A 17132-nucleotide genomic window follows, 5' to 3' on the forward strand; every position below is an offset into this window, starting at 1 on the left:
AGCTGCAGCGTGACTTCGCCCGCATTGCCGATGCCATGCTGGAAGCGACCGCCCAGCCCGATCCCAACCAGGGCATTGCCGGCCGGCTGCTTGCCTCCGCCATGTCGGTGGTCAAGGTCCGCCGCGTCGGCGACGTCCAGGGCGCGACGCCGGATGCGATCGTCGCCCGCATGGAAGAGGCGCTGCGCAACGGCAATCTCCAGGCCTCCGCTCGCGAATGGGACGCGCTACCAGAACCGGCAAAAGCCGTTTCGCGCGATTTCAAGCAGAAGCTCGATGCCCGCATTCAGGTGGAAAATCTCGTGGGCGGAACGCTGACGCGTGCCGTCGCCGGCACCCAAGGCTGAGGACGGAAGAACCGGATGGTCAGACTTTTCATTTTTCTCGTTGTGGTGCTGGCTCTCGGCTGGGGTTTCTCCTGGCTCGCGGATCGCCCCGGCCTGATTTCCATCACCTGGCAGGACCACCTGATCGAAACCAGCCTGATGGTGGCCGCCACCGCCGTGGTCGCGCTGGTCGGCTTTGCCATGATCCTCTGGTGGATCGTGGGGGTGATCTGGACCTCGCCCTATTCCGTCCGCCGTTATTTTCGCGCCCGCAAGCGGGACCGCGGCTATCAGGCGCTGTCGACCGGCCTGATCGCCGCCGGCGCCGGCAATGCTCTGCTCGCCCGCAAGATGAGTCTTCGCACCCGCGGGCTGATCAGCGCCGACCAGGAGCCGCTGATCCATCTCCTCGAAGCCCAGGCCGCCCTCATCGAAGGCAAGCACGACGAAGCGCGCAAGAAATTCGAGCAGATGGCCGAGGATCCGGAAACCCGGGAACTCGGCCTGCGCGGCCTCTACATGGAAGCACGCCGGCTCGGCGCCAACGAGGCCGCTCGCCAATATGCGGAGAAGGCCGTCGAACACGCGCCCTACCTGCCCTGGGCCGCCCAGGCGACGCTCGAATCCCGCAGTCAGTCCGGTCGCTGGGACGATGCTATCCGCCTGCTCGACCAGCAGCGCATGGCCAATATCCTCGAAAAGCCGAAGGCCGAACGCTGGAAGGCCGTACTCCTGACGGCCAAGGCAAATGACCGGCTGGAAGGCGATCCGAAGGGCGCCCGCGACGACGCCATGGCGGCCTTGAAGCTCGCCAAGGATCTCGTGCCCGCCGCCGTCATCGCCGCCAAGGCCTGGCTGCGTGAGGACAATGTCCGCAAGGCCGCATCGGTCCTCGAAGGAGTCTGGAAGCTCGGGCCCCATCCGGAAATCGCCCGCGCCTATATCCGTGCCCGCAGTGGCGACAGCACCGTCGACCGGCTGAAACGCGCCGAAAAGCTCGAAGCGATGCGACCCAACAATGTCGAATCGCTGCTGGCCGTCGCCCAGGCGGCGCTCGACGCGCAGGAGTTCAGGAAGGCCCGCGCCAAGGCGGAGGCAGCCGCCCGCATGGAGCCCCGCGAGGCCGTCTACCTGCTGATCGCCGATATCGAGGAGGCCGAGACCGGCGATCAGGGCCGCGTCCGGCACTGGATGGCGCAGGCGCTGCGAGCACCCCGCGACCCGGCCTGGGTGGCCGACGGACACGTCTCGGAAAAGTGGCTGCCGCTCTCCCCGGTCACCGGCAGGCTCGACGCCTTCGAGTGGAAGGCTCCGTTCGACCAGCTCGAAGGCCCGGTCGAGGAAGGTTCGCTTGCAGCCGACACGGCGATCGCCAGCCTGCCGCCCGTCACCGAGGTGCCGGCTTTCACCCCGAAGGCCGAGTCTCGCGCCGAGGAAGCGCCGCGGCCGATCGTGGTTCCGGTTAAGCCCGTTCCGCAGGAGGCAAAGCCGGCTCCGAAGGAGTTAGCTGTTGCAGCAAAAACACCAGCGCCTGCGAATGTGACGTCAAAGGACGGAAAAACCCCTAAAAATAGGGAGGAGCCAGTTCCCTTTTTCGGCCGCCCGCCGGATGATCCGGGTGTGAAAGATCCCGATGCCGGGCAGCCTGCAACGAGGCTCCGGTTGTTCTAGAATGGCGAGGGCCTGGAGATAGATGTTAGATCGCATTCAGGCCTTCCTCCACACTCTGACAGGGTCCCACCATACACAGGAATTCGCGCCCGATGATCCGCGGGTGGCGTTCGTGGCGCTCTGTTTCCAGGTCATGGAGGCGGACGGCAATATTTCCGATCAGGAACAGCAGAAGTTTCGCGATCTGCTGCGCGAACGTTACGACTTGAGCGAGGATCGCTTGAAGACCTTGATCGAGGTCGGCCACCAGGCCGGCAGCGAGGCGGTCGATTATTACCGCTTCACGTCCGATCTTAGAAAACATCTCGTCAACGAAGAGGACCGCGTCGAGCTGCTCGGCATCCTCTGGGATATCGTTTATGCCGATGGTCAGCGCAGCGAGATCGAAGACCACGTGATCTGGAGGATCGCCGATCTTCTGGGCGTCTCGGCACGCGACAGGGTTCTGGAGCGCCAGCAGGCCGCCGCCCGTGCAACCTTGGGAGACCGGGGAGAAGACTGACGGCACCCGATGCCGATGCTTCCATCAGCCACGACGCTTCAGATAGTCGCCATGCTGCGCCGTCAGGCGGCGGTTCAGGCCGGCTGAGCCGATTTCTCTTCCCGCTCCGGTGCTTCGAGGCTGTCGATCCGGCGCAGCTTCGGGAAACTCATGGACCAGATGATCGCGACCGCCAGCGTGCCGACACCGCCGATGACCACGGCCGGCATCGCCCCGAAGATCGAGGCCATCGTACCTGCCCGGAATTCCCCGAGTTCGTTGGACGCGCCGACGAACACCATGTTGACTGCATTGACCCGGCCACGCACTTCGTCCGGCGTCCAGAGCGCGATCAGCGTCTCGCGCACATAGACAGAGATCATGTCGGACGCGCCCATCAGCATCAGCGCCGAAATCGACAGCCAGGGCGTCGCCGAGAGACCGAAGACCAGCGTGCCCGCTCCGAACAGCCCGACACCGATGAACATTGCCACGCCGGCATGGTGGCGGATCGGGTAGAAGGCGAGGTAGATCGCGACGATGATCGCGCCGACGCCGGGTGCAGCCCGCAGCATGCCGAGGCCCCAGGGTCCAAGCTCGAGAATATCGCGCGCAAAGATCGGCATCAGCGCCACCGCGCCGCCGAGAAGCACCGCGAAGAGATCGAGCGAGATCGCCCCGAGGACGATCTTTTCCTGCGAGATGAAGTGGAAGCCGGCGAGAATCTGGCCCCAGCTCACCTTCTCCACGGCGTTGCGCTGCGTAGGCTTCGGGATCATGAATACCAGAATGGCGGCGAGGATGAGAAAGGCGAAGGCGACCGAATAGGCAGCGATCGCACTGACGCCGTACAGGAGACCGCCGGCGACCGGACCGAGGATCGCCGCCGTCTGCCATGACGAGGAGTTCCAGGCGACCGCATTCGGCAGATCCTGTTCCGGCACCAGGTTCGGCCCGAGCGACTGCACCGCCGGCCCCATGAAGGCGCGCTCGATCCCGAACACGATCAGGATGCCGAACACCGGCCAGGGCGAAAACGAATGCGTGACGGTGAGTGCCAGCAGGGCACTGGCGCAGAGCGCTCCGACCACCATGCAGGCCGCCACGATCGCGCGCCGGTTATAGCGGTCGGCGACCGAGCCGGTGACGAGGATCAGGAGCAGCGACGGCAGGAACTGGAAAAGCCCGATCAGACCGAGATAGAGCGGATTGCTGGTCTCGTCGTACATCTGCCAGCCGACTGCGACGCTGATCATCTGGATCGCGAAAGCCGAGAAAAGCCGGGAAAAGAAGAAGCGAGTATAGGATGAGTGCCGGAAGGCGGCGAAACGATCGCCCGAGGCGGGAATGGACATAAGGCAGCACTTTCAGCGGAGCCGGAAGCCGGCAGCGTGCCTGTCGCCCGTTAAACATGAATCGGATGAGGCACGGGCGCGGCACTTGCCCGTTAGTTCGCCAATGTCTACATGTCTGTCAACAAAGAAATGGAGACGTTAATGCTCGCCCTGTTTCAGACCATCGATTTGGCCTTGAACCTCTATACCTGGGTGCTGATTGCCAGCGCCATCTTTTCCTGGCTCTTTGCCTTCAACGTCATCAATTCGCGAAACCAGTTCGTCGATGCGGTCGGTCGTTTCCTCTTCAACGTCACCGAACCGGTGCTGCGCCCCATCCGCCGCATCATGCCGAATCTCGGCGGCATCGACATTTCGCCAGTCGTCCTGCTGCTGATCATCTTCTTCATCCGCTCGCTGATGTGGACGTCGATCTATCCGCTGTTTGCGTGAGCGGTCCTTTTAGCAGGCATTCCGATCATCTGCGGCTCGCAATCCGGCTCACGCCGAATTCGGGCCGCAATGCTGTCGAGGGCCTGGAGACCGCCGCCGATGGCGAGGTCTTCCTGAAGGCACGCGTCACCGTCGTGCCGGAGGACGGCAAGGCCAACAAGGCGCTGATCCTGCTGCTGGCCGATACGTTCCGTCTCCCCAAATCCTCCATTTCGATCCTGTCGGGCGAAACCGCGCGCAAAAAAGTCCTCCGGATCGATGGCGACCCGGAAGACTTGGAAGAGAAATTCAAAAAATTCCTGAAAGCCTGACGGCTTACTTGCTTGCCTTGTAGCGCTCGATGGCTTCGATGATCAGCGTCTTGGCCACGTCGACATTCTGCCACCCGCCGATCTTCACCCACTTGCCGGGCTCCAGATCCTTGTAGTGCTCGAAGAAATGCTCGATCTGCTTCAGCGTGATCTCGGGCATATCCGTGTAGTTCTTGATCTTGTCGTAGCGCTGGGTCAGCTTCGGAACCGGCACGGCAATGATCTTCTCGTCCTTGCCGCCATCATCTTCCATGATCATCACGCCGATCGGGCGCACGTTGATGACGCAGCCGGGAACCAGCGGACGTGTGTTGCAGATAAGGACGTCGATTGGGTCGCCGTCTTCCGAGAGCGTATGCGGTACGAAGCCGTAATTGCCCGGATAGGTCATCGGCGTGTAGAGGAAGCGATCGACGACAAGAGCGCCGGCTTCCTTGTCCATTTCGTACTTGATCGGCTGGCCGCCGACCGGCACTTCAACGATGACGTTGACGTCTTCAGGCGGATTCTTGCCAACGGAAATTGCATCGATACGCATTCTAGTCCCCGATGAGGTTCGACAAAGTTAAGCGTCGATAGCGGGAATCATGCTGCAAGGCAACAAGGCTTTGACGCCAATATTGAACCACGCTGCGCGCCGAAACATTAGAGAGCGTTTAAATTCAAGGTCTTCAAGCCTGACCGTTCAAGGCCAGACAAAACCGATCTTGCGAAGCTGCGTGCCGCCGAAATCTTCCATGCCTTCGGCGAGATCCACGCCGCCGTGCCGGCGGAAGAAACGCGCCGCATGCTCGCTGTCCTCAAGGCACCAGACGACCAGGCCTTCGCAGCCGAGTGACTTCAGGAGCCGGCGGCTTTCGCCGAACAGGCGGCGGCCAAGGCCGATGCCCTGGAATTCCGGACGCAGATAGATCTCGTAGACCTCGCCGTCGTAAGGCAGGGCACGGGCGCGATTGAGGCCGATCGTCGCATAACCGGCGACCTGGTCGGCGACGTCGAGCACCAGCAGCGTGGCCGGACCGCGCGTCGCCTTGCGCCACCAGGTCTCGCCCCGGCGCTCCAGCATCTGGGTCAGCGGCTTGTAGGGAATGAGGCCTGCATAGGCCTGGGTCCATGCCTGGCGATGCGCCTCGGAAATGGCGCGGGCGTCTTGCGGTTCGGCCCGCCGGACATCGATCGATAACGTCTTCATAACGTTTACTCTAGGCCCTGATGTCGGCAATCCGCCATTCCACCAATGTGTGTAGAGCGGATTGCCCACAGACTTCTCATGTGGACAACGCGGCAACGTTAACGTGTTTTTAACCTTTGCGACAAGGCCGGGCAGGCCGTAGGCACAGAAAAAACCCCGGCATTTCTGCCGGGGTTTTGAAAGGCTCAGAGCATGCTGTCGAAATCAGGCGATCTTCGCCTTGCCGAAGCGCTTGCGGTCGTTGGCATCGAGATAGGTCTTGCGCAGACGGATGTTCTTCGGCGTCACTTCCATCAGCTCGTCGTCCTGGATCCAGGAGAGAGCGCGGTCGAGCGTCATGCGGATCGGCGGGGTCAGACGGACGGCTTCGTCCTTGCCGGCAGAGCGGATGTTGGTCAGCTGTTTGCCCTTGAGGACATTGACCTCGAGGTCGTTGTCTCTGCTGTGAATGCCGATGATCATGCCGGCATAGACCTTCTCGCCCGGCTCGATGATCATCGGGCCGCGGTCTTCCAGGTTGAACATCGCATAGGCGACGGCTTCGCCGGCCTGGTTGGACAAGAGCACGCCGTTGGTGCGGCCGCCGATTTCACCCTTGTAGGGCTGATAGTCGTGGAACAGGCGGTTCATGATCGCCGTGCCGCGGGTATCGGTCAGAAGTTCCGACTGGTAGCCGATCAGGCCGCGGGTCGGCGCGAAGAATACCAGGCGGACGCGGCTGCCGCCGGACGGACGCAGCTCGGCCATTTCGGCCTTGCGCTCGGACATCTTCTGCACGACGACGCCGGAATGTTCTTCATCGACGTCGATGACGACTTCCTCGATCGGCTCCATCAGCGTGCCGTCCTCGGACTTGTGCATGACGACGCGCGGACGCGACACGGCAAGCTCGAAGCCTTCGCGGCGCATGGTTTCGATCAGCACGGCGAGCTGCAATTCGCCACGGCCGGACACGAAGAACGAATCCTTGCCGTCCGATTCCTCGATCTTCAGCGCGACATTGCCTTCGGCTTCCTTGAACAGGCGGTCGCGGATGACGCGGGAGGTGACCTTGTCGCCTTCGGTGCCGGCCAGGGGTGAGTCGTTGACGAGGAAGGACATGGTGACGGTCGGCGGGTCGATCGGCTGTGCGTGCAGCGCCTCGGTGACCGAGGGATCGCAGAACGTGTCGGCGACCGTGCCCTTGGAGAGGCCGGCGATCGCGACGATATCGCCCGCATGGGCTTCCTCGATCGGCGTACGTTCGATGCCGCGGAACGCAAGGATCTTGGAGATACGGCCGGTTTCGACCGTCTTGCCGTCCTGGCTCAGAACCTTGACGGCCTGGTTCGGCTTGATCGAGCCGGAATGGATACGGCCGGTGATAATACGGCCGAGGAAGGGGTTGGCTTCGAGCAGCGTGCCGATCATGCGGAACGCGCCGTCTTCTTCGCCGACGCTCGGCTCGGGAACGTGCTTCAGCACCAGATCGAGAAGCGGGGCGAGACCCTGGTCCTTCGGGCCTTCCGGATTGACGTTCATCCAGCCATCGCGGCCGGAACCGTAAAGGATCGGGAAATCGAGCTGTTCGTCGGTGGCGTCGAGATTGGCGAACAGGTCGAAGACTTCGTTGATGACTTCTTCGTGGCGGCCGTCCGGGCGGTCGATCTTGTTGATCGCGACGATCGGGCGAAGGCCGACCTTCAGCGCCTTGCCGACCACGAACTTGGTCTGCGGCATTGGGCCTTCGGACGAATCGACGAGAACGATCGCGCCGTCCACCATCGAGAGAATGCGCTCGACTTCGCCGCCGAAGTCGGCGTGGCCGGGCGTGTCGACGATGTTGACGCGGACGCCCTTCCACTCGATCGAGGTCGCCTTGGCAAGAATGGTAATGCCGCGTTCTTTTTCGAGATCGTTGCTGTCCATCATGCGCTCGGTGGTGCGCTGGTTGTCGCGGAACGAGCCGGACTGCTTCAGAAGTTCGTCAACGAGGGTGGTCTTCCCATGGTCAACGTGTGCGATAATCGCGATATTGCGCATTTTCATGTTTTGAATCTCTGAGCTTTGGCGCGGCGACGGGAGGCGGCACCCAATTCGTTTTGCGGCCTCATACCCTGTTTTTCGCATTTGCGAAAGGGGTGAGCGCGATGATGGTTGACGGCTATTCCGCCACCAGCCCGCTGCGCCTCAACAGCGTCAGCAGGAGGAGCGGCAGCAGGGTGGTAATCACGATCGCGATGAAGGCCATGGCCATGCCGAGACCGATCGACCCCTGTTCGAACTGCCGCCAGATGAATGTGGCGATCGTCTGCATGCCGACCGGGGCGACGACGACGGAGGCGACCAGCTCGCGGGAAGCGAGCGCAAACACCAGCAGCATGGCCGATGCAAGGCTTGGAAAGACCAGCGGCAGCAGGATGCGCCGGAAGGCCGTGATGCTGCTGGCACCGAACACGCGGGCCGCTGCCTCCAGATTATCGCCGATCTGCTGGAAGGCCGCCGTGGTATAGCGTACAGGCTGCGGCAGCAGGATGCAACAATAGGCAAGCAGCAGGATAAAGGCGGTGTTGTAGGGCGTCGCCGGCAGCCAGGGCATGTTCCAGGCAAGGATCAGCCCGACCGCCACGACAATGCCAGGCAGTGCGTTCGGCAGGATGGTCATGATGTCGATCGTCATACGGCCGCGCATCCGCGTCTTGACCACCGTATAGGCGGCCGTCACGCCGATCAGCCCGGTGATCAGGGCCGTGGCGACGCCGAGCGAGAAACTGTTGACCAGTGCCCCCACCGCGCCGGCGCTGTTGCTGAAGACGGCGATGAAATTGTTGAGGCTGAGATTGCCGAGCGCCAGTCCGCCGGAAATCGTCCGCGACAGCGCCGTCGCCAGGATCGCCAGTAGCGGCACGCCCGTCGCCAGGAACGCCACGACCGAGAAGGCGATCATCACAGGCACCTTCAGGGCGCCGAGCGGTCGCTTGTCCTTGGCGCTCGGCTTGCCGCCCACCGTCTGGTAGGAGCGCCGCGCCAGGATCCAGCGCTGCAGAAGGAAGGTCACGAGCGACATGCCGACCAAAAGCAGCGACAGGATCGCAGCGCCTGGAAGATCGATCGGCCAGTCGGTGATGCGAAGGTCGATGCCGGTCACCAGCACCTGGAACCCGGCGCGGCGGCCGAGTGCTGCCGGCGTGCCGTATTCCTCGATGGCGGCTGCGAAAACCAGCATCAGGCTGGCGGCAAGGCCGGGAGCCGACAACGGCAGCGTGATCCGCCAGAAAGCCCGCGCCGGCGTCGCACCGAAGACGCGGCCGACATCGGCGTAACGGGAGCCAACGGCTTCCACCGTGCGCGACACCGCGAAATAAACGACCGGAAAGGTGTTGAAGGCCATGACCAGCGTCATGCCGAACAGCGAGAACAGGAAGGGGGCGAGATTGAAGCCGACCAGCTGCTGCAGATAACCGCGGGGCTGCAGCGTCATGATCCAGCCGAGCGTCGCGATATAGGGCGGGATCATGAAGGGAACGAGCAGAACCACGTCCCAGAACGGCGCGTAGGGAATGCGGTAGAGCGCTCGGAACACGCCGAGCGGCACAGCGACCACGGCCGAGGCGAGCACCACGCAGAAGCCGAGCAGCAGCGTATTGCCGGCCATGCCGATCAGCGCGCTATCGGCAAGCGTCGAGAAAAGAGAGGAGAAAGGGCCCGCGAACGAGCCCTGTCCAAGATTGGGGAAGATGCCCTGCAGCACCACGGCGATGAAGGGAATGGCGACGACGAGGATCAGTCCCGCGATCGCGAGCCAGGCGGCCGGAGCCGCGCCGCCGATGCCGTTCGCCTTCATGCGCCTGTTCCTTACTTGCCGCCGTAGATCTTGGTAATCTCGGCCAGCGTTTCCTTGCGCTTGCCGTAGACGGTGGCGGTATCGTACTTCAGCAGCTTCAGGTCGCTGATCAGCGGACGGTTAGCCGGGATATCGGTGCGGGCCGGCATCAGCATTTCGTCGGCAACGGCCTTCTGGCCTTCGTCTGATAGCATGTAGTCGATGAACTTCTTGGCGTCGTCCTGGTTCTTGGACCAGTTGAGGATCATCGCCGGGCGCGGTGCGATGACCGTGCCGGAAGCCGGGAAGATCACGTCGATCGATTCACCCTTCGCCTTGGCAGCGAGCGTGATGTAATCGACGGCGCCGAAGACGGCAGCCTTGGCACCCTGCAGGACCGGGTTCAGGGCGTCGGCATTGGCGCCGGCGATGATCGCGCCATTGGCCTTCAGGTCGTTGAAGAGCTTGAAACTGTCCTGGCCGGCGAGAGCGGCGGTCAGTTCGAACGACGAGCCGGACTGCGCCGGATCCGGAATGTTGACGAGGTCCTTGTATTCCTTGCTTGTCAGGTTGGCCCATTCGGTCGGCTTCGGCGTGCCGCTCTTGGTGTTCCAGGCAATCCCGAGAGCCGAGATGCCCTGGGCTACGGCACCTTCCGTCTTCAGGAAGTCCGGAACCTTGGCAGCGTTGGGGCTCGAATACTTGACGAGCCAGCCGCGCTTGGCGAAATCGGTTGCGGTATCCCAGGAAGCCGAAACCAGAACGTCGACGACCGGGTTTGCAGCTTCGGCTTCGATACGGGCCATGACCTTGCCGGTCGTCGCCTGGAAGACGTTGACCTTGATGCCGGTCTGCTTGGTGAAGCCGGCAGACAGCTTGTCGATCAGGCTCTGGGGACCGGCGGTGTAGACGGTGACGTCGGCATGCGCGACGCCGGCCATAAGTGCTGCGGCAACGAGGCCGAAGGTAATGCTCTTCAATGACTTAAACATGTTCCAAAGTCTCCCTTTTGGACGAATGAATTTTGGGCGAAAACCAGCGTATCTGGTCGGTGTCGATCGAAAGGCCGACACCATCGCCCGGTCGAAGCTTGACACGGCTGAGAACCTGCAACTCGACATGGGCGGGGCCGACCAGCGAAACAGTCGCCAGATGCCCGTCGCCGCGAAACTGCGAACGCCGCACGGTTGCCGCAAGCAGCCCCGGCCCGATATCGCCGATCGAGATCGCGCCGACCGGGATGAGCACGCGGGCGCTCGTGCCGGCAACGGCGGCATCCCGCAGCAGCGCCACGTCGCTGCCCTTGAAGACCCACAGCCCGTCGCGATAGTCGAGATCGGCGATGCCGCCGAGGCGCAGGAAATCCGCCACTTCAGGCGTCGCCGGCTTATCGATCAGCTGGTCGGGGGATGCGAGCTGTTCGATCAGCCCGCCGCGCATGACCGCGACGTCGTCGGCGAGCGTCAGCGCTTCCGCATGATCGTGCGTGACGTAGATGGCGGTCAGGCCGAGCGTTGCGATCAGCTCGGCAAGTTCGCCGACCATGTTTTCGCGCAGTTCCCGGTCGAGGTTGGAAAGCGGCTCGTCGAAAAGGATGAGCTGCGGTTCGGCGACGATGGCGCGGGCGATCGCCACGCGCTGCTGCTGGCCGCCGGACAGATCGCTTGGACGGCGGTCCGCATAGGCACCCAGACCGACACGCTCCAGCGCCCGCATCGTGCGAGACTGGCATTCGGCCTTGCCGAGGCCACGCATCTCGAGCGGAAAGGAAACATTGCCGCCCACTGTCAGATGCGGCCAGAGCGCGTAATCCTGAAAGACCATGCCGAGATTGCGCTTTTCGGGCGGCGCGAAAGTATGAGTCGCGGCATCGGCAACCACTTGGCCGGCAATGGCGATCGAACCCTTGGTCGGCGCCAGCAATCCGGCGACGAGGCGCAGAAGCGTGGTCTTTCCGCAGCCGGAGGGGCCGAGCAAAGCAAGCGTCTTGCCTTTCGAAAGCGAGATATCGATGCCCTTGAGAACCGGCGTCGCGCCGTAATGCAATTCCACCCCGGCCGTCGAGACGGCGGCATGTGTCGCTGGGGGCTGAAAGGTCATGGGGAACCGGCATCGGTTGGAGGCGATGCCGGTTTCCTATTAAGGTTCCATGACAATGGTGTTACGGTTTTATGACAGCCGGATGACAGGCCGACGATTGGTGAATCACCGGCATGCCGCACCCCCTGGGACCAGGATCACGACGCGCTCAGGCGTCGCTGCCGGACAGCTCCTCGACCATCGCGAGGCCCTTTTTCTTCAACATCGCCTGCGGGTCGGGCAGCTTGCCGCGGAAGGCCTTGTAGGTCTCTTCCGGGTCGATAGAGCCGCCGACCGAATAGATGTTATTCTTGAGCTTGCGGGCCATGACCGGATCGAAGGCATTGCCGGTTTCCTCGAAGGCGGAGAAGGCGTCCGCATCGAGCACTTCCGACCACATGTAGGAATAGTAGCCGGCCGAATAGCCGTCACCCGAAAACACATGCTGGAAATGCGGCGTCGCGTGGCGCATGACGATCGAGGCCGGCATGCCGAGTTCGTCGAGTACTTCCTTCTGCACCACCATCGGATCCTCGACCGCTCCGCGGGTGTGGAATGCCATGTCGACCAGCGCCGAGGAGGTGAACTCCACCGTCGCAAACCCGGCGTTGAACGTGCGCGCCGCCAGCACCTTGTCGAGCAGCGCCTTCGGCATCGGCTTTCCGGTCTCGTGATGCACGGCGTATTTTTCGAGGATTTCCGGCACGGTCAGCCAGTGCTCGTAGAGCTGCGACGGCAGTTCGACGAAATCGCGCGACACGCCGGTGCCGGAGACCGACGGATAGGTTACATCCGACAGCATGCCGTGCAGCGCGTGGCCGAATTCGTGGAACAGCGTGCGGGCGTCGTCGATCGACAACAAGGCCGGCTTGCCTTCGGCGGGCTTGGCGAAATTGCAGACGTTGTAGATGATCGGCAGCTCGCCTGTCGCACCGTTCTTCAGCGGCAGCTTATGCTGCGACTGGAGGGAGTTCATCCATGCGCCGGAGCGCTTCGAGGAGCGGGCGAAATAATCGCCGAGGAACAGCGCCTTCAGCGAACCATCCCTGTCGCGGACTTCGAACACCCGTACATCCGGATGATAGGCCGCCACACCCTTCACTTCGACCGCCTTGATACCGAACAGGCGCTCGGCGACGTCGAAGCAGGCCTCGATGATCTTTTCCAGCTGCAGATAGGGCTTTAGCTCGGTTTCGGAAAAATCGAAGGTCCGCTGGCGCAGCTTCTCGGCGTAATGCCGCCAGTCCCAGGGCATGACCTCATGGTTCTTGCCTTCCTCGGCGATCAGCCCGCCAAGGCTCGCCTCTTCCTCCAGCGCCTTGGAGCGCGCCTTGTCCCAGACCTTGCGGAGCAGGGAATTCACCGCGTCTGCGGTCTTCGCCATCGTATTGTCGAGCTTGTAGGCCGCAAAATTCTCGTATCCGAGCAGCTTTGCCTTTTCCGCCCGCAGCGCCAGCGTTTCGCGCACGATCCCGAGATTGTCGGTCTCGCCGCCATTTTGTCCGCGCGCAGCCCATGCCTTGAATGCCTGTTCGCGCAGGTCCCGTCGGGTCGAGAAGGTCAGGAACGGTTCGATGATCGAGCGTGACAGCGTCACCATATAGCCGTCCGTCTCGCCGCGCTCACGGGCAGCGGACGCCATGGCATCGCGCAGGAAGGCCGGCAGGCCGTCCAGCTCGGCCTCGCCCGACAATTTCAGCGACCAGCTCTTCTCGTCACCGAGCACGTTCTGACCAAACTTGGCGCCGAGCCCGGCAAGCTTTTCGTTGATATCGGCAAGCCGCTCCTGCTCAGCCTTGGCAAGCTTGGCACCGGCCTTGACGAAGCCCTTCCAGTGACGTTCCAGCACGCGCTCTTCCTCAAGCGTCAGGCCCAGCTCCTTGCGCTTCTCCCAAAGCCTGTCGATGCGGGAAAACAGCGCCGCATTCATGCCTATCTTCGAATAATGGCGCGACATTTTTGGCGCGATCTCGCGCTCGAGCGCCTGAATATTCTCGTTGGTATGCGCGCCGGCCTTGCCCCAGAACAGCGACGAAACGCGCGATAGCTCGTCGCCCGCGGTCTCCAGCGCAACGATGGTATTGGTGAAGGTCGGCTCTTCCGGATTCTTGGCGATCGCCTCGATCTCCGCTTCGTGGATGCCAAGTGCCGACTCGAAGCCGGGAGCGAAGTCCTCGTCTTTCACCTGATCGAAACGCGGCAGGCCGTGATGGCCGTTCCAGTCCACGAGAGCGGGGTTCACCAGAAGATTAGAAGACATGCAGATATCCTTCCTAACGATGCATCGCCATTCATATAGGAGAAGCCGGCGGGAATGGGTATGCGCCTGTCCATTTTCGATTTCCGGCAAGAAATCATACATAACAATTAACGGTTATTAACCATTTGACGCAGTGCAGTAATCAAAGGTACTTTTGGCCAGTATCCGATGAATCAGGATATAGCCATGGAAATCAGTTCCTTGCGCTGGTCTACCAACTTACTGCAAAGAGACCATTCTCGAAACAATAAAGTCGAGAAGTCATCCGAGCATGGAAGTCGGCAGAGCCAGATCACCTTTCAGGTGCCCGACACGGATGAATCGCCGATCGATTTTTCGGCGATCACCCCGCGGGATCTGCGTGCGCTCGCGCTTGAAAACTATCAGGCGGGCAGGATCGACCAGGACACTTACATCACGCTGTCCGAAGAACTTCCAACGCACGCCGTCGATGCTCAGGGACAGTTGATGGACCTGTCGCAGGTCACCGACGAAACCGGCTTCAATTTCCACGATTACTACCGCAATCAGCTTGAAATCGCCATGTCGCTTGGCGATACGCCCCGCGCCAATGTCCTTCGCGCGGTGATGGCCTTCATCGAAGTCTGATCGGAAGGCGTCGTCGCTCAGGCACGCCGGTAGCCGAACAGGCCTGGTGCCGAATGCCAGAGCGCCTGCATCGCAAAACCGATGAACAGCAGGCCGGAAAGCCGGACGATCACCCTTTCATGCTTCCGATAGAACCGCCGAACCACGCCGGCCCCGATAATCCCGATCAGCACCAGATCGGCCGTCAGAAACCCGATCAGTGACACGGCGAGAAGCACCGGCAACGCGCTGAAATCCAGCGCATCGGCTGAACTCGCCAGCAGTGCCGTGAAGGTTGCCAGCGCCACCGGATAACCTTTGGGGTTGGTCAACCCGAAGATCAGCCCGCGCCGCAGCGGCTTTTCGACCGTCACCAGAGCGCCGCCATTCTCCTTCGGCTTAGCCCGCAATGCGCTCCAGCCGATCCAGCCAAGATAGAGACCGCAGAATACCCCGAGTATGTCGAAGACTGTGGTGCCGACCGTCTTGGCGCCGATGATCGCCACCAGCGCCAGCCCGGACCAGAGGATGTCTCCCGCCAGGTGACCGCCCATGAAGAAGGCGCCGGCCTGCCTTCCCTGTCCGGCACCGATGCCGAGCAGCGCCAGGAATGCCGGGCCGGGAATGAGCGTATAGGCGAGCGCCGCGAAAAAGGCGCCGGCAAGCAGCGATGATGACATGGAGAGGCTCCGTCCGAAGGCTGCGACAATCTCGCCGCAGGTTTCGCTGGTGTCAATGCAACCGAACCCCGTTTTCCGTTTGCCTCACACCCGAAAGATAGTAAGGGTACCTTACAAATTTGCATATAAAGGCGAAAGGTGCCGAAGAGGGCATGGACAGTTTGGGATTTCTGATCGCCGACAGTGCCCGATTGCTGCGTGCCGTCTTCGAGCGCCGCATCGCCGAGGCCGGCCTCGGACTGACGCCCGGCGAGGCGCGGGCGCTCCTGAACATCGCGACCGTCGACGGCAGCCGCCAGCTCGACATCGCTGCCCGCATGGGCGTCGAGCCGATGACGCTCTGCGCCTATCTCGACAAGCTGGAGGCGCTCGGATTGGTCGAAAGGCAGCAATGCTCTGCTGACCGGCGCGTCAAGCGGATCAATCTCACCAAGACCTCCGACGAGATGATCGGCTCGATCCGCCACGAACTGAACGCCATCCTTGCTCAGGCGACCGAAGGCTTGAGCGAGGAAAACAGCCGCATCCTGCGCGAGGCATTGGCCGCATTCAACGCCAACCTCCAGGCCGTAGCCCCCTCCGTCATGCTCCAGACCGCATTCGATGAAAGCCGATAACATGCCGCCTGTCCCCGCTCGGATGAGCGAGCGCCGAACCACAATCATCGGCGCGCTCCTGACGGCAATCGGACCGATCTCGATGGCGATCTACACGCCGGCCATGCCGGAGCTGGTGCATGCCTTTTCGACCACGGAGGCAGCGATCAAGATGTCGCTGTCGCTCTATTTTGCCGGGTTCGCGCTGGCCCAGCTGGTTGCCGGCCCCGTCTCCGACGCCTTCGGTCGCAAGACCGCCTCGCTGAGTTTTCTTCTGATCTATCTGGCCGGTTCTCTGCTTGCCGCCTTTGCTCCCACGGTCGAATGGGTGCTCGCCGGCCGCCTGATCCAGGGTATCGGCGCTTCGGTCGGCATCACCGTGTCGCGCGCCATTGTCCGCGACCAGTTCAACGGCGGCGACGCTGCCCGGATCATCAACACGATGGGCATCATCCTGGCGATCGGGCCGTCTCTCGGCCCGACGGTCGGCGGCCTCGCCCTGGCCGCGTTCGGCTGGCGATCGGTATTCCTGCTGATGGTCGGCTTCGGCGCCCTGCTGGTCTTCCTGTCGACCGTCTGTCTGAAGGAAACTACGGTCCCCGATCGCAGTCGGCTGAAGCCGCTGCGGCTCGTCCAGGCCTATGCGGAAATCATCACCTTGCCGCGCTTCCTGTTTACCGCGGTCGTTCTCGCCGGCGCTGTGGGATCCATGTACGCCCAGGCGGCCGTGTTGCCGTTCATCCTGATCGAGAAGGTCGGGCTGACGCCGATCCAGTTCGGCATGAGCATGCTGATGCAATCCGGTTTCTTCCTGATGGGTTCGGTCTGCCTGCGCGTTATCTCGAGATGGTTGCCGGCCGAACGGGCGCCCCTGGTTGGACTGATTTTCAGCGGCAGCGGCGGCCTCGTCATGGCCCTTTCTATCCACTATCTGCCGCCATCCTTTCTGTCGGTCATGGTGCCGGTTGCCATGTGCGCCTTCGGGATCGCCTTCGTATCGCCCTACATGACCGCGGCAGGCCTCATCCCCTTCCCACATATTGCCGGGTCGGCGTCCGCGATGATGGGCTTCATCCAGATGGGCGCCGGCTTCGTGGGCGGCGTCGCCGCCGCCTCGATCGGCTCGCCACTACCGGCCTTCGGCATCGTCATTCCCGCCATGCATCTGATCGCCGTGCTCGGTTACATCGGCTTCCGGATCGCCAGCCGCAGGGCATGAAAAAACCCGCCTCCCTTTCGGGCAGGCGGGTCAGACTGCTGACAAACCCCTGGCGTGGTCCGGGGGTTTGTGATTCATTGGGACATGTTGAAGAAACCTGCCCCTTGCCAGACGGCTCTTGAGATGGTGACGCTCGAGGG

17 protein-coding genes are annotated in these 17132 nt (G+C 62.4%); 8 read left to right on the top strand and 9 right to left on the bottom strand.

Features of this window, described 5'->3' with window-relative positions:
- From MOV63_RS28610 to MOV63_RS28620, 3 genes are all read left to right on the top strand, one after another.
- A partial coding sequence (locus MOV63_RS28610; RefSeq protein WP_405029395.1) for a COG4223 family protein occupies positions 1-347 on the top strand: 347 nt, incomplete at its 5' end.
- 15 nt (positions 348-362) lie between these two features.
- A complete protein-coding gene (locus MOV63_RS28615) occupies positions 363-1997 on the top strand; it encodes a heme biosynthesis protein HemY (protein WP_247038972.1) in 1635 nt (544 codons plus the stop codon).
- 22 nt (positions 1998-2019) lie between these two features.
- Positions 2020-2499 carry a TerB family tellurite resistance protein gene (locus tag MOV63_RS28620; protein ID WP_247038974.1) on the top strand — a complete coding sequence of 160 codons (480 nt, stop codon included), beginning with the start codon at positions 2020-2022 and terminating at the stop codon, positions 2497-2499.
- A gap of 74 nt (positions 2500-2573) precedes the next feature.
- On the opposite strand, the gene MOV63_RS28625 is transcribed toward MOV63_RS28620, so the two are convergent.
- A complete protein-coding gene (locus tag MOV63_RS28625) occupies positions 2574-3833 on the bottom strand; it encodes an MFS transporter (RefSeq protein WP_247038976.1) in 1260 nt (419 codons plus the stop codon).
- Positions 3834-3974: 141 nt separating this feature from the next.
- Here MOV63_RS28625 and MOV63_RS28630 point away from each other — a divergent pair, with 141 nt between their 5' ends.
- Both MOV63_RS28630 and MOV63_RS28635 read left to right on the top strand, forming a co-directional pair.
- Positions 3975-4265: a YggT family protein gene (locus MOV63_RS28630; protein WP_247038977.1), complete on the top strand. Its 291-nt coding sequence runs from the start codon at positions 3975-3977 to the stop codon at positions 4263-4265.
- Complete coding sequence (locus tag MOV63_RS28635; protein ID WP_247038979.1) at positions 4262-4576, top strand: DUF167 domain-containing protein; 315 nt, start codon at positions 4262-4264, stop codon at positions 4574-4576. The genes MOV63_RS28630 and MOV63_RS28635 overlap by 4 nt, the downstream gene beginning before the upstream one ends.
- A gap of 4 nt (positions 4577-4580) precedes the next feature.
- Here the strand turns inward: MOV63_RS28635 and ppa are convergent, their stop codons facing one another.
- The 7 genes from ppa to MOV63_RS28670 form a co-directional block, all read right to left on the bottom strand.
- The gene (ppa, locus tag MOV63_RS28640) at positions 4581-5114 is read right to left on the bottom strand and encodes an inorganic diphosphatase (RefSeq protein ID WP_038546562.1); all 534 of its coding nucleotides are present in this window, start codon (positions 5112-5114) and stop codon (positions 4581-4583) included.
- Between the two features lie 147 nt (positions 5115-5261).
- Positions 5262-5768: a GNAT family N-acetyltransferase gene (locus tag MOV63_RS28645; RefSeq protein ID WP_038590844.1), complete on the bottom strand. Its 507-nt coding sequence runs from the start codon at positions 5766-5768 to the stop codon at positions 5262-5264.
- Between the two features lie 204 nt (positions 5769-5972).
- Positions 5973-7796 carry a translational GTPase TypA gene (typA, locus tag MOV63_RS28650; RefSeq protein ID WP_247038981.1) on the bottom strand — a complete coding sequence of 608 codons (1824 nt, stop codon included), beginning with the start codon at positions 7794-7796 and terminating at the stop codon, positions 5973-5975.
- A 115-nt stretch (positions 7797-7911) separates the two neighbouring features.
- Positions 7912-9591, bottom strand: a complete 1680-nt coding sequence (locus tag MOV63_RS28655; protein ID WP_247038982.1) for an iron ABC transporter permease — start codon at positions 9589-9591, stop codon at positions 7912-7914.
- Positions 9592-9602: 11 nt separating this feature from the next.
- Positions 9603-10562, bottom strand: a complete 960-nt coding sequence (locus tag MOV63_RS28660) for an ABC transporter substrate-binding protein (protein ID WP_247038984.1) — start codon at positions 10560-10562, stop codon at positions 9603-9605.
- Entirely contained in the window at positions 10555-11670 is a 1116-nt protein-coding gene (locus MOV63_RS28665) for an ABC transporter ATP-binding protein (RefSeq protein WP_247038986.1), read from the bottom strand. Before MOV63_RS28665 ends, MOV63_RS28660 begins: the two co-directional genes overlap by 8 nt.
- Positions 11671-11818: 148 nt before the next feature.
- Positions 11819-13909: a M3 family metallopeptidase gene (locus MOV63_RS28670; protein WP_247038988.1), complete on the bottom strand. Its 2091-nt coding sequence runs from the start codon at positions 13907-13909 to the stop codon at positions 11819-11821.
- A 186-nt stretch (positions 13910-14095) separates the two neighbouring features.
- Here MOV63_RS28670 and MOV63_RS28675 point away from each other — a divergent pair, with 186 nt between their 5' ends.
- The gene (locus tag MOV63_RS28675) at positions 14096-14518 is read left to right on the top strand and encodes a hypothetical protein (RefSeq protein ID WP_038546579.1); all 423 of its coding nucleotides are present in this window, start codon (positions 14096-14098) and stop codon (positions 14516-14518) included.
- A gap of 17 nt (positions 14519-14535) precedes the next feature.
- On the opposite strand, the gene MOV63_RS28680 is transcribed toward MOV63_RS28675, so the two are convergent.
- Positions 14536-15177 carry a LysE family translocator gene (locus MOV63_RS28680; RefSeq protein WP_247038990.1) on the bottom strand — a complete coding sequence of 214 codons (642 nt, stop codon included), beginning with the start codon at positions 15175-15177 and terminating at the stop codon, positions 14536-14538.
- A 152-nt stretch (positions 15178-15329) separates the two neighbouring features.
- Between MOV63_RS28680 and MOV63_RS28685 the strand changes: the two genes are divergently transcribed.
- Both MOV63_RS28685 and MOV63_RS28690 read left to right on the top strand, forming a co-directional pair.
- On the top strand, positions 15330-15794 hold the full coding sequence (locus MOV63_RS28685) for a MarR family winged helix-turn-helix transcriptional regulator (RefSeq protein ID WP_247038992.1): 465 nt from the start codon (positions 15330-15332) through the stop codon (positions 15792-15794).
- A gap of 1 nt (position 15795) precedes the next feature.
- Positions 15796-16992, top strand: a complete 1197-nt coding sequence (locus MOV63_RS28690; protein WP_247038994.1) for a multidrug effflux MFS transporter — start codon at positions 15796-15798, stop codon at positions 16990-16992.
- The last annotated feature ends 140 nt before the right edge of the window (positions 16993-17132 follow it).

Source organism: Neorhizobium sp. SHOUNA12A, assembly GCF_023006505.1.
Taxonomy (GTDB): Bacteria; Pseudomonadota; Alphaproteobacteria; order Rhizobiales; family Rhizobiaceae; genus Neorhizobium.